Source organism: Acinetobacter sp. Gutcm_16 (assembly GCF_028649355.1).
Classification (GTDB): Bacteria; Pseudomonadota; Gammaproteobacteria; order Pseudomonadales; family Moraxellaceae; genus Acinetobacter; species Acinetobacter johnsonii.
The window spans coordinates 187,114-209,834 of sequence record NZ_JAQSUV010000024.1 but is presented as its reverse complement, the minus strand read 5'-3'; the positions used below and the strand labels follow the sequence as shown (position 1 = coordinate 209,834).

The 22,721-nt window shown below is 39.4% G+C and carries 28 protein-coding genes; 13 read left to right on the top strand and 15 right to left on the bottom strand.

Features of this window, described 5'->3' with window-relative positions; all coding sequences use genetic code 11:
* Positions 1 to 5 precede the first annotated feature (5 nt).
* The 8 genes from PTT44_RS06210 to PTT44_RS06175 form a co-directional block, all read right to left on the bottom strand.
* A complete protein-coding gene (locus PTT44_RS06210; protein ID WP_005401232.1) occupies positions 6 to 1,193 on the bottom strand; it encodes a vWA domain-containing protein in 1,188 nt (395 codons plus the stop codon).
* Between the two features lie 13 nt (positions 1,194 to 1,206).
* Positions 1,207 to 2,058 (bottom strand): AAA family ATPase, encoded by an 852-nt coding sequence (locus PTT44_RS06205; protein ID WP_004697065.1) that lies wholly within the window; start codon positions 2,056 to 2,058, stop codon positions 1,207 to 1,209.
* Between the two features lie 22 nt (positions 2,059 to 2,080).
* Entirely contained in the window at positions 2,081 to 2,464 is a 384-nt protein-coding gene (locus tag PTT44_RS06200; protein WP_125274856.1) for a hypothetical protein, read from the bottom strand.
* A 22-nt stretch (positions 2,465 to 2,486) separates the two neighbouring features.
* A complete protein-coding gene (locus PTT44_RS06195) occupies positions 2,487 to 2,795 on the bottom strand; it encodes a YcgL domain-containing protein (protein ID WP_004984643.1) in 309 nt (102 codons plus the stop codon).
* A gap of 129 nt (positions 2,796 to 2,924) precedes the next feature.
* The gene (locus PTT44_RS06190; RefSeq protein ID WP_168159196.1) at positions 2,925 to 4,067 is read right to left on the bottom strand and encodes a ribonuclease D; all 1,143 of its coding nucleotides are present in this window, start codon (positions 4,065 to 4,067) and stop codon (positions 2,925 to 2,927) included.
* A gap of 206 nt (positions 4,068 to 4,273) precedes the next feature.
* Positions 4,274 to 4,870, bottom strand: coding sequence for a recombination mediator RecR (gene recR / locus PTT44_RS06185; protein ID WP_004697052.1), 597 nt, complete (start codon positions 4,868 to 4,870; stop codon positions 4,274 to 4,276).
* A 16-nt stretch (positions 4,871 to 4,886) separates the two neighbouring features.
* A complete protein-coding gene (locus PTT44_RS06180; protein ID WP_125281492.1) occupies positions 4,887 to 5,216 on the bottom strand; it encodes a YbaB/EbfC family nucleoid-associated protein in 330 nt (109 codons plus the stop codon).
* Between the two features lie 28 nt (positions 5,217 to 5,244).
* Positions 5,245 to 6,432, bottom strand: coding sequence for an O-succinylhomoserine sulfhydrylase (locus PTT44_RS06175; RefSeq protein ID WP_168159197.1), 1,188 nt, complete (start codon positions 6,430 to 6,432; stop codon positions 5,245 to 5,247).
* Positions 6,433 to 6,574: 142 nt separating this feature from the next.
* Between PTT44_RS06175 and PTT44_RS06170 the strand changes: the two genes are divergently transcribed.
* Positions 6,575 to 7,666 carry an alpha/beta fold hydrolase gene (locus PTT44_RS06170; protein WP_168159198.1) on the top strand — a complete coding sequence of 364 codons (1,092 nt, stop codon included), beginning with the start codon at positions 6,575 to 6,577 and terminating at the stop codon, positions 7,664 to 7,666.
* A gap of 15 nt (positions 7,667 to 7,681) precedes the next feature.
* Positions 7,682 to 8,554, top strand: a complete 873-nt coding sequence (locus tag PTT44_RS06165) for an NAD(P)-dependent oxidoreductase (protein ID WP_168159199.1) — start codon at positions 7,682 to 7,684, stop codon at positions 8,552 to 8,554.
* Between the two features lie 65 nt (positions 8,555 to 8,619).
* On the opposite strand, the gene PTT44_RS06160 is transcribed toward PTT44_RS06165, so the two are convergent.
* Positions 8,620 to 9,333 (bottom strand): transglutaminase-like domain-containing protein, encoded by a 714-nt coding sequence (locus PTT44_RS06160; RefSeq protein WP_168159200.1) that lies wholly within the window; start codon positions 9,331 to 9,333, stop codon positions 8,620 to 8,622.
* Positions 9,334 to 9,540: 207 nt separating this feature from the next.
* Between PTT44_RS06160 and PTT44_RS06155 the strand changes: the two genes are divergently transcribed.
* A complete protein-coding gene (locus tag PTT44_RS06155) occupies positions 9,541 to 9,846 on the top strand; it encodes a putative quinol monooxygenase (protein ID WP_168159201.1) in 306 nt (101 codons plus the stop codon).
* Between the two features lie 73 nt (positions 9,847 to 9,919).
* Here PTT44_RS06155 and PTT44_RS06150 read toward each other — a convergent pair whose 3' ends face one another.
* On the bottom strand, positions 9,920 to 10,639 hold the full coding sequence (locus tag PTT44_RS06150; protein WP_168159202.1) for an SDR family NAD(P)-dependent oxidoreductase: 720 nt from the start codon (positions 10,637 to 10,639) through the stop codon (positions 9,920 to 9,922).
* Positions 10,640 to 11,334: 695 nt separating this feature from the next.
* On the opposite strand from PTT44_RS06150, the gene PTT44_RS06145 reads away from it, so the two are divergent.
* The 3 genes from PTT44_RS06145 to PTT44_RS06135 all read left to right on the top strand — a co-directional run bounded on the left by PTT44_RS06145 (position 11,335) and on the right by PTT44_RS06135 (position 13,373).
* A complete protein-coding gene (locus PTT44_RS06145; RefSeq protein WP_004697032.1) occupies positions 11,335 to 11,604 on the top strand; it encodes a YARHG domain-containing protein in 270 nt (89 codons plus the stop codon).
* A 30-nt stretch (positions 11,605 to 11,634) separates the two neighbouring features.
* Entirely contained in the window at positions 11,635 to 12,048 is a 414-nt protein-coding gene (locus PTT44_RS06140; RefSeq protein WP_004697031.1) for an HIT family protein, read from the top strand.
* A gap of 272 nt (positions 12,049 to 12,320) precedes the next feature.
* A complete protein-coding gene (locus PTT44_RS06135) occupies positions 12,321 to 13,373 on the top strand; it encodes a porin (protein ID WP_010326783.1) in 1,053 nt (350 codons plus the stop codon).
* A gap of 104 nt (positions 13,374 to 13,477) precedes the next feature.
* Here PTT44_RS06135 and PTT44_RS06130 read toward each other — a convergent pair whose 3' ends face one another.
* Entirely contained in the window at positions 13,478 to 14,098 is a 621-nt protein-coding gene (locus tag PTT44_RS06130) for a YidB family protein (RefSeq protein WP_168159203.1), read from the bottom strand.
* Between the two features lie 108 nt (positions 14,099 to 14,206).
* The gene (locus PTT44_RS06125; protein ID WP_004697025.1) at positions 14,207 to 14,674 is read right to left on the bottom strand and encodes a DUF6231 family protein; all 468 of its coding nucleotides are present in this window, start codon (positions 14,672 to 14,674) and stop codon (positions 14,207 to 14,209) included.
* 34 nt (positions 14,675 to 14,708) lie between these two features.
* On the opposite strand from PTT44_RS06125, the gene PTT44_RS06120 reads away from it, so the two are divergent.
* The gene (locus PTT44_RS06120; protein WP_062032770.1) at positions 14,709 to 15,578 is read left to right on the top strand and encodes a DUF2797 domain-containing protein; all 870 of its coding nucleotides are present in this window, start codon (positions 14,709 to 14,711) and stop codon (positions 15,576 to 15,578) included.
* Positions 15,579 to 15,660: 82 nt separating this feature from the next.
* Here PTT44_RS06120 and PTT44_RS06115 read toward each other — a convergent pair whose 3' ends face one another.
* From PTT44_RS06115 to PTT44_RS06105, 3 genes are all read right to left on the bottom strand, one after another.
* Entirely contained in the window at positions 15,661 to 17,526 is a 1,866-nt protein-coding gene (locus PTT44_RS06115) for a SurA N-terminal domain-containing protein (protein WP_168159204.1), read from the bottom strand.
* Positions 17,527 to 17,657: 131 nt separating this feature from the next.
* A complete protein-coding gene (locus PTT44_RS06110) occupies positions 17,658 to 17,930 on the bottom strand; it encodes an HU family DNA-binding protein (protein ID WP_004697018.1) in 273 nt (90 codons plus the stop codon).
* A 168-nt stretch (positions 17,931 to 18,098) separates the two neighbouring features.
* Positions 18,099 to 18,566, bottom strand: coding sequence for a phasin family protein (locus PTT44_RS06105; RefSeq protein ID WP_168159205.1), 468 nt, complete (start codon positions 18,564 to 18,566; stop codon positions 18,099 to 18,101).
* A gap of 193 nt (positions 18,567 to 18,759) precedes the next feature.
* On the opposite strand from PTT44_RS06105, the gene PTT44_RS06100 reads away from it, so the two are divergent.
* The 6 genes from PTT44_RS06100 (at position 18,760) to hscB (ending at position 22,696) form a co-directional block, all read left to right on the top strand.
* Positions 18,760 to 19,407, top strand: a complete 648-nt coding sequence (locus PTT44_RS06100; protein ID WP_087013627.1) for a hypothetical protein — start codon at positions 18,760 to 18,762, stop codon at positions 19,405 to 19,407.
* 113 nt (positions 19,408 to 19,520) lie between these two features.
* On the top strand, positions 19,521 to 19,994 hold the full coding sequence (locus PTT44_RS06095; RefSeq protein WP_004697011.1) for an Rrf2 family transcriptional regulator: 474 nt from the start codon (positions 19,521 to 19,523) through the stop codon (positions 19,992 to 19,994).
* 1 nt (position 19,995) lies between these two features.
* Complete coding sequence (locus PTT44_RS06090) at positions 19,996 to 21,213, top strand: IscS subfamily cysteine desulfurase (RefSeq protein WP_004697009.1); 1,218 nt, start codon at positions 19,996 to 19,998, stop codon at positions 21,211 to 21,213.
* Between the two features lie 104 nt (positions 21,214 to 21,317).
* Positions 21,318 to 21,704: a Fe-S cluster assembly scaffold IscU gene (gene iscU / locus PTT44_RS06085; RefSeq protein ID WP_004697007.1), complete on the top strand. Its 387-nt coding sequence runs from the start codon at positions 21,318 to 21,320 to the stop codon at positions 21,702 to 21,704.
* Between the two features lie 36 nt (positions 21,705 to 21,740).
* Complete coding sequence (iscA, locus tag PTT44_RS06080) at positions 21,741 to 22,061, top strand: iron-sulfur cluster assembly protein IscA (protein WP_004697006.1); 321 nt, start codon at positions 21,741 to 21,743, stop codon at positions 22,059 to 22,061.
* Positions 22,062 to 22,180: 119 nt separating this feature from the next.
* Entirely contained in the window at positions 22,181 to 22,696 is a 516-nt protein-coding gene (gene hscB, locus PTT44_RS06075; RefSeq protein ID WP_148825999.1) for a Fe-S protein assembly co-chaperone HscB, read from the top strand.
* Positions 22,697 to 22,721 lie beyond the last annotated feature (25 nt).

Sequence of the window (22,721 nt, the reverse complement as noted above, 5' to 3'; positions counted from 1 at the left end):
CAGCTTTATCGTGCTAAATACTTAGTCATATCCTCAACGCCTTTGAGGGTCATTGGGTACATATGGTCTTCAAAAATTTGCTTAATCAAACCAATCGTATGGGTGTAATGCCAATAACGATCTTCTTCTGGGTTCAACCATGCTGTTTTTTCAAAATGATTGCGTAAACGCTGTAGCCAGACATTGCCTGCTTCATCATTCATATATTCAACCGAACCACCCACAGAATTGAGTTCATAAGGTGCCATAGAAGCATCCCCAACCACAATTACACGATAGTCGCGTCCATAAGTATTGAATAAATCCCATGTATTCATTCGGGTGCTTGAGCGACGTACATTGTCTTTCCAAACATAGTCATATAAACAGTTATGGAAATAGAAATACTCTAAGGTTTTAAACTCAGTTTTCGCAGCACTAAACAGTTTTTCGCATTGCGCAATGTGTGAATCCATCGATCCACCCACATCAAACAACATCAGCACCTTAATACGATTACGACGTTCTGGCACGAGCTGCACATCAAGTATGCCTTGCTTCGCGGTTTCACGAATTGTACCGTCGATGTCTAACTCTTCAGCAGCACCTTGTCTCGCAAATTTACGCAAACGACGCAATGCCATTTGCATTTGGCGCGTCCCGAGAATTTGATCATCATCCAAATTCTGATATTTACGTTGTTCCCAAACTTTTACAGCAGAACGTTTACGTCCTGGCCCACCAATACGCACCCCTTCAGGATGATCACCATAAGCACCAAATGGAGACGTTCCTCCAGTGCCGATCATCTTGTTTCCACCCTGATGTTTCTTATGCTGCTCGCGCAAACGCTCTTCCAGCATTTTCATGAGTTCTTCTAATGAGCCAGCTTTCTTTAATTCTTCACGCTGCTCAGGGCTTAGATGCTTTTCTAAGAGTTCTAAATCGAACCAGTCTTTCGGTAACTTTTGAACTTTATTGAGTAAATCATCTAAATCAAAAGTTGAAATCCCATCAAAATAGTCTTTCATCCCTCGGTCAAATTTGTCAAAGAAGCGTTCATCTTTCACCATAATGGTTTTGGCGAGTTGATAGAACTCTTCTTGATCGGCAAAGACCAGACCTGAAGCAACAGCTTCATTCAGATCGATCAGTTCACGCGTCGAGACGGGAACACCGTATTTGCGTAAGGTATAAAACAAGCGCACAAACATGCGTGTTTCTCCTTTAGCGACGGGACATGAAGGCTAAACGTTCAAGCAACTGTACATCTTGTTCGTTTTTAATGAGTGCACCATATAAAGGTGGAATGGCTTTAGACTTATCATGATTACGCAGTACATCTTCTGGCATATCATCGGCCATGAGCAAGCTTAACCAGTCAATCAATTCAGAAGTTGATGGTGGTTTTTTTAGACCCGGAACTTGACGTAATTTGAAGAAAACTTGTAATGCTTCATTGACCAATGCCGTTGAAATTTGCGGGAAATGAACATCAATAATTTCACGCATGGTTGCGTCGTCTGGAAATTCAATATAATGGAAGAAACAACGACGCAAGAATGCATCTGGAAGTTCTTTTTCATTATTTGAAGTAATAATCACAATAGGACGTTGTGATGCAGTAATGGTTTCGCCCGTCTCATATACATAAAAAGACATCTTATCCAATTCATGCAACAAGTCGTTTGGAAACTCAATGTCCGCCTTATCAATTTCATCAATCAATAAAACACAACGTTCTTCACTGGTGAACGCTTCCCACAATTTACCCGGTTTAATATAGTTTTTAATGTCATAAACACGGTCGTCACCCAGTTGGCTGTCACGTAGACGTGAAACTGCATCATACTCATATAAACCTTGCTGGGCTTTTGTGGTTGACTTGATGTGCCAAGTCAATAATTTTAAGCCTAAGCTTTCAGCCACTTGTTCAGCCAGTAAAGTTTTGCCTGTACCCGGCTCACCTTTGACCAACAAAGGCTTTTGTAAGCTACGTGCAGCTTTTACAGCAAGTTTTAAACTATCGGTAGCGATGTACTGATCTGTACCCGTAAATTGTTGTGTTTCAACAGACATGATTAAACCTTATTTTTATTAATTACAGCGGTGAATGATTGTTACTGACAACTACTTTGGTTTTATTAGCCACATATTTTGACCAAAAGAAACCGATCACAAGCCCCACACCCATGACAAAGAGAATCAGTGACAAATTTGACCAAATGAGTGCTGATTCTTTCGTTAACACACCGAAAAGCAAGCCAAAAATAGCAGGTGCAATCGATGAGTTTGGCCCTTCGGAAACCGTTGGCGTCAATAAAATGGCAAAGATCATCATCCATGTGATGCCACCCAACAGCTTCGGAAGGCGTGTGGCAATCGAATACCAACACCACAAAATTAGCAAACTGCCCAAAAGGTAAACTGTGACAGCAATACTGTCTTCAGGAATTGAATCGAGCATTGAAAGAAAACTATCCACGGTGCAACTCCTGAATTATGCTTTATGCGCCACGAAGGCCTTCTGGTGCCGCAGCGTTCGGATTGATTAATCCTTCTGGCGGCATTTGTAGGAAGAAGCCCTGAGTTTGAATCGAATCCATGACATGCAATACATTTACACGGGCCAATTTACGCGCTTCACTCAGCTCTAACGACATCACAAAAGTCGCTCGACCAAATGCAACACGAACAGCTTCAGGTAAAACATTCAATGGGCTAAAATCTTCAGCGGCTTGATCAGCTTCAGTTGGACAAGCAATATAAAGATACATTTCATCTTTTTTGCTTGATTTATAAATAGAACATTGCATATCTAAAACAGCACTCAAATAACTCAAGCCACAGGATACATCAAATAAAAGCAGCTGACATTAGTCATGATTAACGCATCAGTCGTGATTTTGTATAAATATTCAAACTTCAGACCAATTGACTAATTATTAATCCATGACTTTCATTTGCGTTGAAAGATAGCTTTCATCACGGCGTAGGAGTTGAATTAAAGGTTGGGTTAACAAATCATAGCGCCAACCTAATAAATAATCAGGCAAGTCTTGCTCATCATTATGAAAAACCACATGTTGATGCAGCGCGTTCATCCACTTTTTGCGCATCAACACTTCTTTAGGAATGCTGGTTTCATTGACCACATTTTGAATTAAGTGATCAATCTTCTCCCCCACATCTTTTGAAGAATGACGGATCGGACGTGCCATACGTAGTGGCCAATCTGCTTGCTCAGGCAAGAATTTCACCAAATCTAAAATGGTTTTACCGTGCTCGCGGACGACGTTTTGACGTATGTCTTTTACACCCGATAACTGAAAAGCATTTTTTGGATTTTTCTCAACCAAATCAATCATGCTTGAGTTTTTCAAAATGAAACTACGTGGTGTATTTAGCGCTTTCACCATGTGCTCACGCCATACAGCCAACTGCTGCAACTGCATTAACTGACGACGTGAATGTCGATAGTTACCAATATCTTGATAGAGTAAATGCAAAGGCGTTTCTGTCGCGATCTCTTGCGTCAGATGCTGACAGTCCTCAAGTGCAAAATTTAAGAGTGACTGTGAATCAAGTTCTTGTTTAACTTTTTCTGAGAGATTCATCAAGTACAGCACATCGTTTGCCGCATAGCTCAGTTGTGCAGGGCTCAATGGACGCGCCAACCAGTTTGAGCGGGTTTCCCCTTTATCGATATCGACATCCAACATTTGTTTCAGTGCATTTTGATAGCTCACTTGTAGACCATGTCCTAAGAAAGACATGCCCACTTGGGTATCAAATACATTGTTTAAGGTTTTATGCTGTGCATAGTGATAAATCAGGTCGATATCTTCACTACAGGCATGAAAGACATTTTGCTGTGCGCGAAAAAGTTTATTCCAAAATTCAGTTAAATCGAGTGTCGTACCATCGAGTAAATAGACATTGTTTTCGACATTGATTTGAAATACGCCTAACTTTGGCCATAAGGTATCGACTTTGATGAATTCTGTATCGAGTCCATAGACTTCGTTACGATCCATTTTTTCTAAGACTGGTGTTAAGTCTTGTTGCTGCTGAATAAACTGAAACATATCCTACTGCGTCTAATGCTAGATGCTCTTTGGGCTATCTTACCTGAATAAGATCATTTAGCTATCAAGATTTCTAAGGGTTTTTTAATTATTTGCCGTTTTTTGTGATTTTTTTATACAACTAGATTCAAATTAATATTTTTTTTATCTTACTCAAGATTTCAATCTTGTAGCTCAACTAAAAAATGAAACAAGTATCGAAATACTTATTTCATTCGCATTCTGTTATGTACAGCTTGGCTTAAGGTATGGCTATCGACATATTCAAGTTCGCCACCCTGTGGTACGCCTTGTGCAATACGCGTCATTTGGATCGGTAAATGTTTCGTTGCCTCAACCAAATAGTGCGCTGTGGCTTGACCTTCTACCGTTGCATTGGTCGCCAAGATCACTTCTGTTACTTTACCGTCGCCTAAACGCTGGATTAGATAAGGAATGCCGATCTCTTCAGGCCCAATACCATCAAGTGGAGATAAATGCCCACCTAATACATGGTATTTACCGCGGAAACTGCCACTTTGCTCAATCGCCATCACATCTGCGGGTGACTCAACCACACAAAGAAGTTGATCGTCACGTTCATGCGAGACGCAAATGTCACAAACTTCGTTTTCGGTCAGTGAGTGACACAAACTGCATTCGTGAATATAGCTGGTGGCTTCGTTCAAAGCATGTGCAAGACCCACAGCCCCTTCACGATTTTTCATAATCAGATGAAGCGCCATGCGCTGAGCCGATTTCGGCCCAACACTTGGCAAAATACGTAAAGCTTGTACCAATTGATCAAAACGATCGCTAAACACTATACGTATTCCTTAATTAGAATAAACCAGCAAGACCCGGTGGTAAGCCTGCACCTGAGTTCGCAGCTTTCATACGCTCTTCAGTGATTACTTCGGCCTGACGTGCAGCATCATTCATTGCCGCAGCAATTAAGTCTTCAATCATATCTGCATCATCTTGCAATAATTCAGGATTGATTTCGATACGTTTTACCACATTACGGCAAGTCATCGTCACTTTAACCAAACCACCACCAGCTTCAGCATGCACTTCAGTTTGTGCAAGTTCTTCTTTGGCTTTTTTAATGTTGCCTTCCATGTCTTTTTGCATGCGTTGAGCTTGCTGCATTAACATATTAATGTTCATTAAAATCTCCGAACATAAAATTAAAAAATTAGATTAAGTCTAAACCACGTGTGATATCGCGAATAATATCATCAATATCTTCCAAACCAACAGAAACACGAATTAAACCTTCACGAATTCCTGCGGCTTGTTTCGCTTCTGGTGAAAGTTTGCCATGTGTAGTCGTTGCAGGATGGGTAATGGTCGATTTAGCATCGCCCAAGTTGCCTGTAATTGAAATAAATTGGGTATTATCAATAACAGTCCAAGCCCCTTCGCGCTCGCCTTTCACTTCAAAAGAAACGATCCCACCAAAGCCTGTTTGTTGCTTCACTGCAAGTTCATGCCCAATATGCTCTGGTAAACCTGCGTAATACACTTTTTCGACTTTCGGGTGTGTATTTAAGAATTCTGCTAGCTTTTGCGCACTTGCTGAATGCTCACGCATACGTAAACGTAAAGTCTCTAAGCCTTTTAAGAATACCCATGCATTGAAAGGACTCATTGAAGGCCCTGTAGTACGCACATAACCAAACACTTCTTCGAGTAGTTTATGACTACCCACTACTGCACCACCAAGAGCACGACCTTGACCATCCAAATACTTCGTCGCTGAATAAATCACCAAGTCCGCACCAAACTCAATTGGACGCTGTAATACTGGCGTACAGAAACTATTATCAATTGCTAAAAGTGCGCCATTGGCATGTGCGATATCAGCAAGTGCTTGAATGTCTGCCACTTCAGCCAAAGGATTTGACGGAGACTCAACAAAAAGTAATTTAGTTTCAGGCTTAACGGCATTTTTCCATGCATCTAAATCTGTTAAATCGACAAAGTCGACAGTTACACCAAACTTAGCCACATATTTTTCAAACAAAGATACGGTCGAACCGAATACCGCACGTGAACAAATCACATGATCGCCTAGTTTTAAAAATGACATTGCCACGGCCATAATTGCGGCCATACCCGAACTGGTTGCCACTGCACGTTCAGCACCTTCTAAAGCTGCAAGGCGTTTTTCAAACATCGCAACAGTTGGGTTGGTAAAACGCGAGTAGATGTTCCCTGGCTCTTGACCTGAAAATTTTGCTGCGGCCTCTGCTGCATTTTCATAGACAAATGATGAAGTTAGAAAGATAGGTTCGCCATGTTCTCCCTCGAAACTACGCGTATGCCCAGTACGAATGGCTAAGGTATCTAATTGGTATTCAAATTCGTCTTGTAGGCTCATGGCTCTGGTTCAGTCGACGGACTGCCTTTGTAAAGAATTGCCAACATTTTGAGCGTCTAGGCTATTTAAGGTCAAGGTAAAATACGCGAATATTGATTAGACTTCGATCAAACTTTCTGCTTATTTGAGATCTAAGACCTATATGCACTCTTTAAAAACTAAAATTTCAACGCATCAAAATAAACTAAAGAATCTTTCTACGCGCATTTTTAATGGAAAGTCACTCATTTTGTCACAAAGCACACCTTATGAAGTGATTGAAACATTTGATCTGACCCAAATTCGCTATTACGCACCTGAAGTCCGTAAGTATAAAGAACCCTTAGTTTTTGTGGTCCCGCTAGCCATCAATATGTCTATTTACGACCTGTATCCTTATCGCTCACTGGTGAAGTACTTCCAACAGCAAGGCTTTGCCGTATATGTGATTGATTGGGGGAAATTAAATATTCATAACCGTCATTTTAACTTTCTGACGTTTATTGATCATTATATTCCACTCTGTATACAAAGCATTTTAAAACATAGCCACAGCGAGCAAATTTCTCTGCATGGGTGGAGTATGGCTGGCATTTTCGTGACCTTGTATACCGCCTTACATCAACCCAATTTTGTGAAAAATTTAATGGTTTTGGGGAGTCCAATTGACAGTTATAAATCTGGGCGAAATGGACAGTTCTTTGCATATCTCAATCGAATCATTTCAAAAAGCAAAGCATTACAACAGCAAATTTATCAGGGCAAGATACCGAAGCGTCTGCTTCATACCTCTGGGGGCTTAAATACTTTTGGTTTTAAAATCATTGATCCTATCGGCTGGCTTCAAAGTCATAAGAACTTACTGCTTAATTTAGATGACCATGAAGCCTTGTATGAACATGCCACCATTGGCGGTTTTCTCAATCGTATGATTGATTATCCCGGAGGCATCAATCAAGATATGCTTTTTAATGTTTGGCTGCGTAATCCACTCAAAACTGGACTAATCACATTAAATGAGAAAAGCATTGCTTTAAAAAATATACAGTGCTCATTGCTTGTGGCTGCGGGCACAACAGACCAACTTGTTACAGCAGAGGCAGCTCAACCATTAACCCAATTGACAAGTAGCACCGATGTCACGTTTACTCTTATCCCAGGGGGACATTTAGGACTGATGTCGAGTAAGCGTAGTGCCGATGAATTTTGGCCACAACTGGCTCAGTGGTTAAGTGAACGTTCAAGTAAAATTTAAATACTAAGGTTTGACATGATTCAGTCAGTTGCATTTATCGGTCTAGGCGCCATGGGTTATCGCATGGCATCACACTTACCTAAACACTTTGAACACGTGTGGGTATGGAATCGCAATTTTGATAAAGCAAAACAACATGCAGAAGCCTATGGCACGCAGGCGGTGGAACTTGCGCAAGCCGTTCAGGCCGATGTAGTCTTCTCTTGCCTTCCAACCAGTCAAGATATTGAAGACTTACTTGCACAAGTTGAACTTAAAGCAGGCAGTATTTGGGTCGATTGCACCAGCGGTGTACCCTCTTCTGCAAAAAAAGTAGCTGAACAGCTTAAACAACACGGTGTGGACTTTTTAGATGCACCTGTGAGTGGTCAAACTATTGGTGCTGATAATGCAACCCTTACGGTTATGATCGGTGGTGATACAGCTGCTTTTGAACGCGCATTACCAGCGATTCAAGCATTTGGTAAACTGATTAAACACGTGGGCGAATCAGGTACTGGTTTTGCAGTTAAAGCCGTAAACAATATGCTTTTGGCTGTGAACCTCTGTGCTGTTGCCGAAGGTTTTACCACCCTAAAAGCCCATGGCGTAAACTTAAACGAAGCATTAGATTGCATTAATGCGTCGAGTGGTAAAAGTGGCGTAACTGAAACTGTTTTACCACAGCGCATTCTCAACCGCAGCTTCCCGCTTACTTTTGCACTCCCTCTATTAGCAAAAGATACGGGCATTGCAGTGGATTTAGTCCGCGAAGCAAAACTATCCGCACCTGTGATTGGACTGGCTCAAAGTTTAATTCAAACTGCTAGTGATTTATCTGAAGCAGACAGCGACTTTTCTTCCGCAGTTAAACTATATGAGTCATGGAGCAAAATCACTTTAGAGTAATGCTTATCATAGTCAGTCATACTTTAATCATAAGTTAAGCTATTCCTATGGCCGAACAAAAAGCCTCATAAAGAGGCTTCTTGTATATTTCTAATTTTATCGACATTTTGATTCATTAAGTGTCTGACTACATATTTAAAAGCCATACGCTGTATCGGACTAAGTTCTTGTTGATGCATATTATACAAATCATCTGGGTTATCAAATAAACCGAAATCTTGATTAATCCCCTTGTCTTGAATAAAAGTATCATTCAAATTCCAATCAATAGCTGGATTTTCAAAATTCTCGGTAAATACCCCAAAACCACAAAAGGTTGTTGTTTGATGCTTATTTATACTTTGTAATTTTTCTAGATAGAGTCGATCAAGAATTACACCCTCCAAAATATACCATTGTTCATTCACATGCACTTCGACCCAACTATGTAAAATATTCTTGGGCGATAACTTATACCAAATGCCTTGGATGGCACCTTTTTGTAAGGCTTTATCGATGGTAAACCCATGTATCCGAGTGGCTACACCCACCGCTCGGAGTAACGCCATCAATAACGTTGCTTTGGTATTACACTGACCATAACCGTCCCTTAGGACTTGAGATGCCTGTATCGTATCTCCCGTGTTATAGCCAAATTGAACTTCATCACGAACAAAGTTATAAATATTCCTCACCTTATTAACTTCATCAAGATCTCTCCATTTGCGTTGTTCAATCAAATTTTGAATCGATGGATGGTGATAATCTAAAATCGGCGTCTGTTCTAATAGCCTTAGCATACTCAGCTCTCCAGTCTAGTCATTTTGATTTAAAACTATGGAGTTAATCCAAGGTCAATATTTTTACTGCCCACTTTTATAATGAATTAAGACTAAAGATTGTTTTGAGTTTGATTAGTTTTATAGTAGAGCTCTGTATACTCAATTAATTCAGCACATATAGCTTTCTGTATAAAAAAACCGAATTAAATTTAGGATAAACAATTTATGCTCAAAGTCATTGCTCAGGATTTTATTAAACTAGAACATCTTGATAGAGTCATGCCTTTATATCGCGAACTTGTAGAAAAAACAAAAGCTGAACCAAGATGTATATCCTATGAGCTATTTATTGATCAGAAAGATGCTGGGCATTTTATATTTATTGAAGAATGGCCTGATCGAGCTGCGCTAGATGCGCATTGCGAAACGGAGCATTTTAAAAGACTAGTGCCGCTGATTGACCAATACCAAAGAGCTGCAGGAACGTATATATTGATGGATGAGTTTTCACACCAAAGTAGCTTCACCTAAATCGAATATGGCATCGAAAAATAAAATTATCCGATAAATACGTCCATGTAAAATTACAGCGAAACATCTCGATTTAAATATTTTCATCTTTCATTGCAGGCATGAGAATTTCTTTAACACAAGATGCATTACTGGTGGAGATGATAAATTTTATAGCTAAAATAACATCGAACAAAGGAATTAAAGCATGATTGGTCTCTGCCAATACAGTTGCGGTTGGAACATCTGCTTCATATTCTGTCGCCAAATACCCTAGATTTAAAACACTCACCCCAATCAGGTCGTTACGCAAAATCTCCCGCAATGATTGAGCAATTCCACGCAAAGCATATTTCGTTGCAGAAAATACCAACTCTTTGCCATTATGATTATCTACACCCCATGTAGAACCAATCAATATGACTTTAGCCTTATCCGATAACTTTAAATTTTCTATCAAGGACTGAAGAGACTGAATACAGGTATTAATGTTTGTATTTAGAATGGTATTTAACTCAGCAGATGAAACCTCTTCAAAGTTATAATTCTCTGTAAAAGCATTATTTTCCCAGATTCCAACATTATAAATAAGAACATCTATTTTCTCTTCTTTGACTGCTTTTTTTACTTTATCCACAGCATCTTCAGGAGTAGATAAATCTGCACAAATCCAATTCAATTGAGCATTATTTTTAGGCATATTACGGGAGACACCATAAACTTTGTCCTGAGCTTCAGGCACTAAGTTTACAATCGCTTTACCTAAGCCTCTACTTGCGCCATAAATTAGAAATGTTCGACCTAAACCATTCATATTTTAATTCACCCTTTCATAACCAACTGCATAATGATTTAAACTTAAGTTAAGTTTAAATCAAGCTTTATTCATCATTTTATATTTTACTCGATGGTTTATATTTAGCTCTTAAAGACTATAATTCTCTAATCCACAGAAAATAAATTACATTTCCATAATTTATTTTCCACCCACTTATTTCAAGTAAATCCCCAGCATAAGGCATTCAATAATTAAATAGTAATAAATAAAGCTTTTAGACTGTCTAAAATAAGCATACAAAAGAGTCCATTTAAGACAGCAAAATATCATTAACCGATAATGATACATAAGCGCTTAATTCACAAAAAATGAATAACTTAAAAAATTCATTGCTAATCGTATAAAAATGCCTGAAATAGAATTTGAGATGAGGCGAACATTAAAGGTTTAAAAAGCTGACGCACCGAAGCACTGTGACCCTCTCAATGAAATTTAAAAATGTTAGAGCCTAAGAAAAGTTGTAAAAATAGACTAAATTACATAAAAAACTTAAATATCCATTTCTATCTGTCATCTTAAAAGCTATTGATATATATAAATTTTATGTATTATATGCAGCAATGATGAAGTAAAATTACAATTGAGTAAGAACTCACCATTGAATAAACAGAACAAACCCCTATAAAGTAATAGCGTGACTACATACAATGTTACAAACTGAGGAAATTCTCATGAAAAAGTTGACTGTAGCGGTTTTTGCCAGTCTTGCAACATTAATCGGGGCGCAAAGTTTTGCGGCATCACCTGAGCAAGAGTGTCAAAAATTAAAAGATGATCATGATGTCATTTATGCATCTAAAGGTTTCTGTTTTAAGGACCCTGAAGCGAAAGCAAAATTTGGCAATGATAATTGCTACACCACTAAACCGAAATTCTCTGAAAAAGAGCAACAACGTCTTGACGCCATTAAAGAACGTCAAAAAGAATTGAACTGTAAGTAAATCAGTTTAAGCGAAACTTAAGGAATAGACATGGCTTACGATGAGCAAAACATTTTTGCACGGATTTTACGTGGTGAACTTCCAGCCATTAAAGTATATGAAGATGACCAAGTTCTTGCATTCATGGATATTATGCCTCAAGCAGACGGTCATACTTTAGTCATACCCAAAACACCTGCGGTGACCTTACTCGACCTCCCTGCCGATGCTGCTGCCTACACCATTCAAGTGGTACAAAAAGTAGCAAAAGCCATTGAAGTCGGTTTGGATGCCCAAGGCATTGTCCTCATGCAACTGTCTGGAGCTGCTGCTGGGCAAACCGTCCCCCATGTACATTTCCACCTCATTCCGAGTTCGGTACATGAACTAGGTAAGCATGCCTTACAAATGGGTGATCAAGAAAAAATCAAAGCACAAGCAGAAAAAATTCGCGCTGCTTTGTAATTCCATCCATTAAATCAAGGAGCTTCGGCTCCTTTTTTTAGGGCTAAAAATAAATAAGATCAATAATCTAAGTTCTCAAAATCAAGCTTAACAATTTATCGCGGAAATGCATTTGACATTGACTTGTTTAATATTTTTGTAATATTCCCTTAATATTAATGACTTATTTGTAATCAATAATGAGCGCCAAGAGACAGAAGTCTGATGAATAAAAAGACGACTGAATAACCTTTTATAGACGAATCAACAAAAAGTCTTTCTTGGAGCTACACATGAAAAAAACACTTTGCGCATTAGCAGTTGGGGCAACTTTACTTACACCAGCTTTAGCGATGGCTGCTGACGTAAAAATTTATGGCCGTGCGCATGTTTCTTTAGACTATCTAGATGATGGCGCTGACTATAACGAAGTTGGAATCTCTTCAAACTCTTCACGCTTAGGCTTCAAAGCTGAACAAGAGCTTGAAAATGGCATGACTGTATTCGGCCAAATTGAACAAGAAATCAATTTCGCAAGCGGTTCATCAAATAGCGACCTTGAGTTTGCAACACGAGATACTTTTGTAGGCTTAAAAGGTGACTTCGGTCAAGCACGTGTGGGTCGTTTTGACAGCCCATTCAAGGCTGCACGCGGTCCAATCAACTTCTTTGGCGACATGGTTGGTGACGTACGTAACGTAACACGTGTAGGTAACTTGAAGTTTGATGAGCGTAATGCAAATACTATCGAATATAAATCACCTAAATTTGGTAATGGCTTCAATGTATTAGGTGCACTTTCTTTACATGAAGCAAATAGCCCAGATGCAACAAAAGATGGTGCTAAAGACAAAGATAAAGCTTATGACTTAGCTTTAACCTATAAAGAAGGTAACGTCGACTTCGCTGCTGCATACGAACACTATGAAGAAGAAGCAACTAGCGGTGAGCGTGATGGTTTCCGTATCGCTGGCGCATACAAAATCACCCCTGACTTTAACTTAGGTGGCATGTACCAATTCCTACAACATGACAACTCTACAGTTACTCCTGATGCACAAGTCTTTGGTGTAGCGGGTGAATACAAGTTTGCTCCAAAAACTTTAGTACGTGGTGAAGTATTCTACCGTGATGTCGATGCAGATGATGCAAACTCAACATTACTCGCTGTTGGCCTTGAGCACCGCCTAGACAAAGCAGTTCGTTTATACGGTAACTTGGCAACGGTTATTAATGATGACAAATCAAACCTAACCCCTTGGAAAGAAGGCCGTACAAACAGCGTAAGCGGTGTAGCGGGTGAAAACAGTCTTGGTCTTTCTCTAGGAATGCGTTACGACTTCTAAGTTAGCGCTCCCCTAAAAATTAAAAAACACGCTTCGGCGTGTTTTTTAATCTAGAATTTCAAGTAATAAAAAAGCCATTCTAGGATGGCTTTTTTATTGTGAATTTAGCGTTTTAAAAAACCCGAAACCAAGTTCAATACCTGTTGGATATCCGCGTTGGCTTCTTGAGGGTTGGTTTGTCCTGCTTGCGGGGTGAGTGAATCAATAATTTGCGGTAACACTTGTGAAATAGCACTATATACATCTTGTTTAGGTGCATTCGCTTGCTCTGCAACTTGCTCCACCGCGGCATCATCAAACAAGTTTTGCACTTGCTCTGGATTTACACTGGCGTTTTCTCCTGGCCCTGTAGAAACCCAGTCCTCAACCTGACTGCTTAAACCTTGCCCTTTGAGTTTATCTAAAGCTGCCTGCAAACCACCTTGCTGTTGAATCCATGCCAAAATCAAAGGCAATACCGCAATCAATAAACTTTTTCCACCGCCTGCGAATCCTGAGTTCTGCGAGTTTGGCACCTGTTGTGACTGTCCACCAGTCAAACCGCCCAACACCGAACCTAAAATATCGCCCAGACCACCCTGTTGTGTTTGGCTCGTACCACCCGCCCCGAGTTGTCCAAGCACTGAACCCAAAATCCCACCCAAACCACTTTGCTGATTTGACTGTTGCTGACCGCCCATGGCCTGCTTTGCTAAAATTTCTATAATATTATTCAGGTTCGTCATCACTTTATCCTTTCTAGGTTTTTTAAACAGCATACGATGTTTAAAAAAACCCTATAGAAATAAATTGTTAATTTTTGCTATGAATGGAAAAATACAGTCGCAGTCGAATCACCAACGGAATTTATTCCAGTTTTCAGGATTCGCCCAAAATTTTGAATTGAACCAGTCAGGCACATGCTTATAGGTCAAAATATTAAATTGCCATAAAGCAAAGTCTTTACCATGCGTCGTTTTATCGATCAGTTGAGTAAAACCTAAAGCACGAAGCAGTTGTTCATCCTGCAATTGACTCACCACCACAATACGCTTTGCCATCAAATCTCTTAAACGTACCAATAGTTGTGATTTTTGTTGTGAGCTTATATTTTGCATTTCTGCCGTGTCAAAAAGCACAAAACCTAAATCATAGCGCTGGGTAAAAGGCAGACTTAAAAAGTCAGATACGCTAAAATATTGCCATTGAATAGATTGATGATGATTTGGGCTGAGATCCTGCCCAATGCACAATGCAGTTGAAATAGGCTGTTCTTGAGATAAATCGTCTAGCATAGAAGTAATGACGTTCAGTTCAGCCATAACCGCATCCTTAATATTGAGTGAGTAATTCTGTATGGAACTTCAAGGCATTTGCCATAAAATGCATGCAGGTCTTAAGGACCTTAGTGTAACTGATCAACATACACACAAGGCAAATGTTGAATATAAATTTATCCTAGATCGTTCAGAAGTTGACCTTCCTTTTAACTTGGGTCAAGAAATCGAGATTGAATGGACTGGTAAAATCTTCTGTGTTTCATGTGGTACGAAGACTTCTAAATCATTTTCGCAAGGCCATTGCTTCAAGTGCTTTAAAACCAAAGCCTCTTGCGACATGTGTATTATGAAACCTGAAACCTGTCACTACCACTTAGGCACCTGCCGAGAAGACAGCTTCGCGCATGAAGTTTGCTTTCAGCCTCATATTGTTTATTTAGCCAACTCAAGTGCCCTAAAAGTTGGGATTACAAGGATTAGCCAAATGCCAACCCGTTGGCTCGATCAAGGTGCAACCCAAGCCCTTCCAATTATGAAAGTCGGTTCGCGCCGTCTTTCAGGCCAGCTCGAAATTATGTTTGGCACACAAGTGGCAGACAAAACCGATTGGCGCAAATTACTCAAAGGCGAAGCTGAACCACTCGACTTGATTGAAGTTCGCGAACAACTCATCGAAGAATTTGCACCTAAAATCCAAACCATTCGTGAGGAATTTAGTCAAAATCTTGAATTCAATGAAACGGTTGAGCTTTTGGAAACTGAACTGCCACGCGAGTTTGTTTATCCCGTTGAGCAATATCCTGAGAAAATTAAATCCCACAATTTAGATAAAACTCCCGTGATTCGCGGCAAGTTACAAGGGATTAAAGGTCAGTACCTGATTTTAGATACAGGCGTGATTAATATTCGTAAATATTCAGGTTATGAGCTCAAAATTCGTGCCTAAGCTTGTTTATCCTTAAATAAAATTTGTTTATCTACACACATAAAAAAACCTGCACGAATGCAGGTTTTTTTATAGCGTGCGATTATTTAATTTTCGCATGTGCTTTTAAGTATTGCACATAATCTTCAGCTTCTTGCTGACCACGAAGTTGTTGATATAACTTCGAAAGCTCAGCCAACTGCTCATCCGTCAATGCACTAGACGTCGTCTTGTTTACGTTTGATACCGCGACCACCACCATTTCTGTTGGCAATAATGCTGTTGTTACAGACCACTGTCCTGTTTTTGGTGCCGCTTGGCTAAACGCCGCACGCTCAACTGCACGTGGTAAGCCTTGTGAACGAATAAACACTTGCGGTGCAGTAAAGGTCAAACCGCTCTTAGCAACTACTGATGCCGCTGGTTGAGTTTTAAAGTCTTTTAAGCTTTGAGCAATTTTAGCTTTAGCAGCATCATAAGCTTTTTGTTCAACCAATTTTGCTTTCACACGTGGTGTTGCTTCTTGGAGCGTTTGGACACCTGCCGCATGATAATCACGTACTTTTGCCCAAACTACATCCCCATTTGGAAGTTGAATGCTACTGGTCGCGTTACGATCACCATTTTTAACGTCATCGTTAAACAGTTTCACTTTCACAGCAGCATTACTTAATACAGGATGCTGTGTAGATAAGGTCATGCCTTTTACAGTTTGAACTTGTACACCTTTAACTTCTTGAGACACCACATCTAAAGCATCTGAGTCTACAACCAGTTCATTTAAGCTGTTTACAGCATCAGAGAATGCATTGGCTGTTTTATTCTTCTGAACTTCCGCAGTCAAACGAGCTTTTTCATTTTCAAAAGATGGCAACTTCACAGCTGGCGCATCAGTTTCAATGACATGGTAACCAAATTCAGTTTTTACAGGCGCTGACACTTGACCTGATTTAAGTGATGCTACAGCTTGGTCAAAAGCATCACCAAAAGTGCCTTTGTTATAAACTGCTAAAGTACCACCATTCGCTTTAGATGCAGTATCTTCAGAGTATTGAGCCGCAGCTGTTGTAAAGCTTGTGCCTGATTTAATTTTTGCAACAACTTCTTCTGCACGTTTTTTCGCTTCAGCATCTGTACGTGCATCTGTCGTAATCAGAATATGTTTAACCAAAGGCGCAACATTATCTTTTTGTGCTTCAACAAACTGTGTATAGGCTTGCTGCAACTCCGCATCTGTAACAGGTGAAGCAGCAGCCGGCACATTGGCTGGTGTTAACAACACATAGTCAACATCTACACTTGCCACTTGTTTAAACATGGTTGGGTGTTGCTTGTAATAGTTTTCAATCTCTTGTGCTGAAACCTTGACGTTCTTTTTATATTCATCAAGATTTACATTGGCAAACTGCACAGTACGCTGTTCTGTTTGTAAGTTAGCAATTTGTTGAATATCTAGTTTACTCACCAATGCATAATCAACAAAAGTCGAACGCATCATTTTTAATGCATGGTCTTGACGTAAGTTTGCAACGAGCGCATCACTACTCATACCCACAGACTGCAAATAGCTTGAATAACGCGTTTCTGAAAATTTTCCATTTTCTTGAAAACTTGGCTGTTGAGCAATCATCTGTTCAATTTGAGTATCACTGAGTGAAATGCCCAGCTTTTCAGCCTGTTGCAATAACAAAGTATTAGCAATCAGTTGGTTCATCGCTTTATCTTTAATAAAGCTTTGGTTGAGTAAAGTTTCATCCCCATTGGCATAAGCTAAGAATTGTTCTTTAAAGGAAGCGGTTAAGGTCTCTAATTCCTTTTCAGAAATATCTTGGCCATTGACTGATTTCACAGCGTCTTTTGATCCGCTACTAAAATATCCTTCAATACCTACAAGTGCTAAAGGGGTCAAAAACAAAATGAGCAAAGCCTTGCCCAACCAACCCTTAATAACTTTACGAAAAGATTCCATAAGTATTCCAATATTTTATTTGCCCGAGATTTTAACTGAAAAGCAGCAATGAATGAATGTGTTATCGACACATTTTCTAATGTTTAATAAAAAACGCGCCGAAAAGGCGCGTTTAGTATTTATTTAAAAGATTAAGCAACAGAATCTTTTAAACCTTTACCAGCTTTAAAGCTTGGTACTTTGCTTGCTTTAATTTCTAAAGTAGCACCAGTTTGTGGGTTACGGCCAGTACGTGCAGCACGTTCTTTCACGTTGAAAGTACCAAAACCAACAAGTGTAACTGTATCACCAGACTTAAGCGCTTCAGTGATTGAAGCAATTGTAGCGTCTAAGGCCTTACCAGCATCAGTCTTAGACAATCCCCCTTTCTCTGCAATTGCATCAATTAATTCTGATTTATTCATGTGGATCGCGTCCTCTTAATATCGTTTATTTAAGGTCCAAAAATTTAGTATAAATTACCGTAACGCCTTTATAGCAATGCTTTAGGTGAAAACGCAATACTCTGTATATGCTTTTTTGGAAAATAAATCACAAAAAAACGTTGAAAAAGGTACAAAAGCACAACCAGATCACTTTTTATTCACTTTTTCGTTTAACTTCTTATTTTCTTCAATCAAAACATCGATTTTATCATTCAGTTGAAGAATCAGGTTTTCTAAGTACTGAATGTCTTTCACCGTGACCAATCCAATCCGGTTTAAGGAGTGATTTACACCACGATCCACAATCTTCTCAACCTTATCTTTAGTATCTGTCACCGATTCACGTGCTTTCTCAGATACCTTTTCAACCGTTTGGTCAGCAATTTCAGTGGTTTTAGATTCTAACTCTTCGCCGACTTGGACCAACGAGTCAAATAATTTATTCCCCTCTTCCTCTGCACGTGAAAAAGCGCCCAAACCCGCTAACCAGATTTGCTTGGTATACTTTCTAAAATCCAAACTATTTTTACGGTGAAAATGATGCTTAGTTTTTGTTTTTTTTAGTGTTTCATCTTCTTTCGAAATATCATCTAACTCTATATCTGCTTTTTCCATTAGCACCATCTCCTGCATGATTTATGTGCAAAAACATCCAAAAAATCTTATAGATTGCACTATACTAGCAAATATTAGACTTGATCGATTTGTAAAACTGTTCTACAAAGCATCTTTATTACATTTTTATTTTTAAGTCTGAAGTTTTTGCGAGCAGGATGCTCATTTCAGGTCAGGATTTAGGTTACTACTTATGAGTGATTCTCAAAAAGAACACAATCAAACACATATGCTACTCACTATGGTGATGATTGTTCTTGAGACGATCTTTTCTCTTATTTTAAAACACGACCGCGTGGTTGCACTTCACTGTAAAAAGTTTGTTGAGCAAAATATTGCGATTAAAATAAATAGCTACCTGCCTTATTTTGACTTCTATATCACCTTTACCGCTCAAGGTGTTTTATTTGACGCCAAAGCCCCCGAAAAACCAGTCGACTTAGATGTACGCACCACATTGATGGATTTAATTAAAATTTTCGTCTTTGGAAACCGTCGTAGTATTAAAACCATGCGTATTGATGGTGACATCACCTTAAAAGATGAGTTCCGAGATTTAATTTTACATTTTAGTGCACCTAAAGTTCTTGCCGATTGGAAAAACTGGTTAACTGAACCAACTGATCCGCAAAATGTGGTTGCATCCAAAAAGCGTATTGCACCACTTTTAGAGAAAATTGAAGAACAACGTTCTAAAATCAACACTCTACAGGTTGAAGTGAAACAATACAAAAATCGTATTCGCCGTATCGAGCAACGTCAAAAACGTATAAATGTCACATTTTTTGTGTTTTCTATACTTTTGATTAGCTTATTGGTATATAATATTTGGCTTGCATAACTACATAATATTTCAAGCAAATTAAATACGCACAATCCCTATTAAAAAAACTTGACTATTTTAGTCAGGATTCTTAAAATCGGCACATCTAGTCTAATCATGTGTATCGAATCATGCGCTTAACAACTCGCGGACGCTACGCAGTGACTGCTCTACTTGATTTAGCTTTGCAGCCAACTGAACAAACGATCACGCTTGCAGAAATTGCAGCTCGTCAAACTATCTCTGTTGCTTATCTTGAACAGTTATTTGCGAAATTAAAGCGCCACGGCTTAGTTTCTAGTATTCGTGGTGCCAACGGTGGTTACCACTTAGCTCGTCGCGCTGATGAAATTACAGTATTAGCAGTTATTGAAGCTGTAAACGAAACAGTTGATGCCACTCGCTGTGACCATAAAGGCAACTGCCAAAATGGCGCAATGTGCTTAACTCACGATTTATGGCAAGAACTCTCCCATCACATTGCCGACTATCTCGCTAAAATCACTCTTGCTGACCTTGTAGCACGTGACAACGTTCAAAAAGTTGCCATTCGCCAAAACACAGCACCTTCAGATTCAGCCCTTTTATCGGTAACAGGTATTTGACATGAAACGTCCAATTTATCTTGATTATGCAGCAACAACTCCTGTAGACCCGCAAGTCGCTGAACGCATGATGGAATGCCTGACATTTGACGGCACATTTGGCAACCCAGCATCTCGCTCTCATGCTTACGGCTGGCAGGCAGAAGAAAAAGTAGAATATGCACGTGAACAAGTTGCAAACTTGATCAAAGCAGATCCACGCGAAATCGTTTGGACTTCTGGTGCAACTGAATCAGATAACTTAGCTCTTAAAGGCGTAGCACAATTCTATGCCTCTAAAGGCAAGCACATTATTACAAGTAAAATTGAACACAAAGCTATTTTAGACACTTGCCGTGAGCTTGAGTCTGAAGGTTTTGAAATCACTTACCTTGAGCCACTTCCAAACACTGGCTTAATTACCCCTGAAATGGTTGAAGCAGCTATTCGTCCAGACACTATTCTTGTTTCACTTATGATGGTAAACAACGAAATTGGTTCTGTGACTGATGTTGCGGCAATTGGTGAAATTACTCGTGCACACAAGATCTTCTTCCATGTCGATGCGGCGCAAGCTGCAGGTAAAGTTGAAATTGACCTTTCAACTATGAAAGTTGACCTTATGAGCTTCTCTGCTCATAAAATTTATGGCCCTAAAGGTATTGGCGCACTCTATGTACGTCGTACTCCACGTGTTCGTTTAAAAGCGCAAATGCATGGTGGTGGTCATGAACGCGGTATGCGTTCTGGTACACTTGCAACACACCAAATCGTTGGTATGGGTGAAGCATTTGAACTTGCAGGTAAAAACTTAGCTTCTGAACAAGCACGCATTCGCGTACTTCGTGACAAGCTTTGGAATGGCTTACAAGACTTAGAACAAATTTTCTTAAACGGCCACCCAACACAAAACGTTGCGAACTACTTAAACGTAAGTTTCAACTTTGTTGAAGGTGAATCGTTAATGATGTCGTTGAAAGACGCTGCTGTATCTTCGGGTTCAGCTTGTACTTCAGCAACATTAGAACCTTCTTATGTATTACGTGCACTAGGTTTGTCTGACGAACTTGCGCACAGTTCAATTCGTTTCAGTTTTGGTAAATACACCACTGAAGCAGACATTGACCATGTACTTACAGTGACGCGTTCTGCAGTGGAGAAACTTCGTGAACTTTCTCCACTTTGGGACATGTACAAAGACGGTATCGACCTTTCTACAGTTGAGTGGGCTGAGCACTAATTTTTCCCATTGAAGTCATTCACATACTGGATGACTTCATTGAAAAATCAAGTTTTGACCCCATATTTAATATTAACGCTGACCCCGAGGTTTGGAGACGCATCATGGCTTATAGCGAAAAAGTAATTGACCATTACGAAAACCCTCGTAATGTAGGTGTATTAGACAAAAATGCTGAAAACGTAGGTACAGGTATGGTCGGAGCACCTGCATGTGGCGACGTTATGCGTTTACAGATTCAAGTAGATGACAACGGTGTGATTGAAGAAGCACGTTTCAAAACTTATGGTTGTGGTTCTGCTATTGCATCAAGCTCTTTAGTGACTGAATGGCTAAAAGGCAAAACTTTAGATCAAGCTCAAGCGATCAAAAACATTGATATCGCAACTGAACTTGCGCTTCCTCCAGTAAAAGTACACTGTTCTGTACTGGCTGAAGATGCTATTAAAGCTGCTGTTGAAGACTACCGCAGCAAAAAATCTAAAGCTTAATTGCTTCGCATTTTAAAGAAAGATTAGGGAGTTTTCATGATCAACTTAACTGAAAATGCTGCAACTCATATCAGCAATTATTTAAAAAATCGCGGTAAGGGTGAAGGTATTCGCGTTGGCGTGAAAACTTCAGGCTGTTCTGGTTTGGCTTATGTGCTTGAATTTGTCGATTCAATTGATGCACATGACACCACCTTTGAGCAGTTTGGGGTGAAAGTATTTGTAGACCCAAAAAGCTTGGTTTATCTCGATGGTATGGAGATGGACTACGTGAAAAATGGTTTAAACGAAGGCTTTGAGTTTAACAACCCAAACAAAAAAGGCGAATGTGGCTGTGGTGAATCTTTCACCGTATAACAGTTCATTAACTTGCTTTTCAACATTAAAACAGTGTGTATCACACTGTTTTAATTGCATTTACATAGAGTGTTTTTGCTTTCGCAATGACCCCCAATTTAGCGCGGAATCCCTCTCCTATGAATCATTTTGAGTTGTTTAACCTCCCAGTAGCACTCGATATTGATTTAGCAACCTTAAAATCAAAATTTTTAAAGTTGCAGCAACAATATCACCCAGATAAAGCTCTCGATAAAGATCAAGCCCTCATAAAATCAAGTGAGATCAATCAAGCATTTAAAGTTTTATCTCAGGTTGATAGCCGTGCAGGATATTTATTAGGATTAAAAAAACAAGATTATCATCTTGATCAATCCATCAATGATTTTGAATTTCTCCAGTCTGCCCTAGAAATCCGTGAACAACTTGATGAAGCACGTTCAGCAGATGAATTACAATCACTCAAATTAGACGTTCAACAATGGATTGATGGTTTAGTCCGCGAATTCAAAATTGATTTTGAAGAGGAAGATTGGGCTGAGGCACGTGATGATGTCCGCAAACTTCGCTTCTTTGTAAAAGTCATGCATGACATAGATAAAGCTGAAGATCGTTTTGAAGATGATGATAGCTTTGATTTAGATGATGAATTTTAACTTATTTTTAATTTTTGACGCTCAA

What these genes read in the sequence shown, in the direction of transcription:
- PTT44_RS06130 (WP_168159203.1), bottom strand. Translation starts at nt 14,098, where the DNA reads ATGACGAACCTGAATAATATTATAGAAATTTTAGCAAAGCAGGCCATG.
- PTT44_RS06180 (WP_125281492.1), bottom strand. Translation starts at nt 5,216, where the DNA reads ATGAACATTAATATGTTAATGCAGCAAGCTCAACGCATGCAAAAAGAC.
- iscU (WP_004697007.1), top strand. Translation starts at nt 21,318, where the DNA reads ATGGCTTATAGCGAAAAAGTAATTGACCATTACGAAAACCCTCGTAAT.
- PTT44_RS06150 (WP_168159202.1), bottom strand. Translation starts at nt 10,639, where the DNA reads ATGAATGGTTTAGGTCGAACATTTCTAATTTATGGCGCAAGTAGAGGC.
- hscB (WP_148825999.1), top strand. Translation starts at nt 22,181, where the DNA reads ATGAATCATTTTGAGTTGTTTAACCTCCCAGTAGCACTCGATATTGAT.
- PTT44_RS06110 (WP_004697018.1), bottom strand. Translation starts at nt 17,930, where the DNA reads ATGAATAAATCAGAATTAATTGATGCAATTGCAGAGAAAGGGGGATTG.
- PTT44_RS06190 (WP_168159196.1), bottom strand. Translation starts at nt 4,067, where the DNA reads ATGTTTCAGTTTATTCAGCAGCAACAAGACTTAACACCAGTCTTAGAA.
- PTT44_RS06165 (WP_168159199.1), top strand. Translation starts at nt 7,682, where the DNA reads ATGATTCAGTCAGTTGCATTTATCGGTCTAGGCGCCATGGGTTATCGC.
- PTT44_RS06090 (WP_004697009.1), top strand. Translation starts at nt 19,996, where the DNA reads ATGAAACGTCCAATTTATCTTGATTATGCAGCAACAACTCCTGTAGAC.
- PTT44_RS06170 (WP_168159198.1), top strand. Translation starts at nt 6,575, where the DNA reads ATGCACTCTTTAAAAACTAAAATTTCAACGCATCAAAATAAACTAAAG.
- PTT44_RS06160 (WP_168159200.1), bottom strand. Translation starts at nt 9,333, where the DNA reads ATGCTAAGGCTATTAGAACAGACGCCGATTTTAGATTATCACCATCCA.
- PTT44_RS06145 (WP_004697032.1), top strand. Translation starts at nt 11,335, where the DNA reads ATGAAAAAGTTGACTGTAGCGGTTTTTGCCAGTCTTGCAACATTAATC.
- PTT44_RS06140 (WP_004697031.1), top strand. Translation starts at nt 11,635, where the DNA reads ATGGCTTACGATGAGCAAAACATTTTTGCACGGATTTTACGTGGTGAA.
- PTT44_RS06135 (WP_010326783.1), top strand. Translation starts at nt 12,321, where the DNA reads ATGAAAAAAACACTTTGCGCATTAGCAGTTGGGGCAACTTTACTTACA.
- PTT44_RS06195 (WP_004984643.1), bottom strand. Translation starts at nt 2,795, where the DNA reads ATGCAATGTTCTATTTATAAATCAAGCAAAAAAGATGAAATGTATCTT.
- PTT44_RS06210 (WP_005401232.1), bottom strand. Translation starts at nt 1,193, where the DNA reads ATGTTTGTGCGCTTGTTTTATACCTTACGCAAATACGGTGTTCCCGTC.
- PTT44_RS06125 (WP_004697025.1), bottom strand. Translation starts at nt 14,674, where the DNA reads ATGGCTGAACTGAACGTCATTACTTCTATGCTAGACGATTTATCTCAA.
- PTT44_RS06175 (WP_168159197.1), bottom strand. Translation starts at nt 6,432, where the DNA reads ATGAGCCTACAAGACGAATTTGAATACCAATTAGATACCTTAGCCATT.
- iscA (WP_004697006.1), top strand. Translation starts at nt 21,741, where the DNA reads ATGATCAACTTAACTGAAAATGCTGCAACTCATATCAGCAATTATTTA.
- PTT44_RS06115 (WP_168159204.1), bottom strand. Translation starts at nt 17,526, where the DNA reads ATGGAATCTTTTCGTAAAGTTATTAAGGGTTGGTTGGGCAAGGCTTTG.
- PTT44_RS06205 (WP_004697065.1), bottom strand. Translation starts at nt 2,058, where the DNA reads ATGTCTGTTGAAACACAACAATTTACGGGTACAGATCAGTACATCGCT.
- PTT44_RS06120 (WP_062032770.1), top strand. Translation starts at nt 14,709, where the DNA reads ATGGAACTTCAAGGCATTTGCCATAAAATGCATGCAGGTCTTAAGGAC.
- PTT44_RS06105 (WP_168159205.1), bottom strand. Translation starts at nt 18,566, where the DNA reads ATGGAAAAAGCAGATATAGAGTTAGATGATATTTCGAAAGAAGATGAA.
- PTT44_RS06095 (WP_004697011.1), top strand. Translation starts at nt 19,521, where the DNA reads ATGCGCTTAACAACTCGCGGACGCTACGCAGTGACTGCTCTACTTGAT.
- PTT44_RS06100 (WP_087013627.1), top strand. Translation starts at nt 18,760, where the DNA reads ATGAGTGATTCTCAAAAAGAACACAATCAAACACATATGCTACTCACT.
- PTT44_RS06155 (WP_168159201.1), top strand. Translation starts at nt 9,541, where the DNA reads ATGCTCAAAGTCATTGCTCAGGATTTTATTAAACTAGAACATCTTGAT.